Source organism: Bacillus sp. GbtcB14, assembly GCF_019091205.1.
Classification (GTDB): Bacteria; Bacillota; Bacilli; order Bacillales; family Bacillaceae_G; genus Bacillus_A; species Bacillus_A cereus_AG.
On record NZ_JAGXJT010000114.1, the window covers coordinates 1 to 288 of the forward strand.

The following is a 288-nucleotide window of genomic DNA, read 5'->3' on the forward strand; positions in this document are numbered from 1 at the left end:
ATCCATCTTTTTTGTCCAAGCTTTCATATGCGGGAGGGAGCCTTATTCCGCCGGGTGTCCGGATAATCCGGTTTGCATCCGCCAGCTGATTGACGTCTCTGTACACGGTAATCTCGGAGACGCCGAATCTCTCGCTTATGTCAGAGATTTTCAGCGCGCCCTCTTCTTTCAGCCATTCAAGCAAGGTTTGCTGTCTGTGAATCGGAAGCAATTCTGCATCCTCCTTTTTATACGAATGAGTGATGAACCTCCCTCTAAGAGTAGATGTTTTCACAAATGCACACAAGA

At 47.6% G+C, this 288-nt stretch carries 1 protein-coding gene; it reads right to left on the reverse strand.

Annotation, left to right across the window (positions count from 1 at the left end; translation table 11 throughout):
• On the reverse strand, positions 1-211 hold a 211-nt coding region (locus KVT31_RS29485), incomplete at its 3' end, for a DeoR family transcriptional regulator (RefSeq protein ID WP_217613720.1).
• Between the last annotated feature and the right edge of the window lie 77 nt (positions 212-288).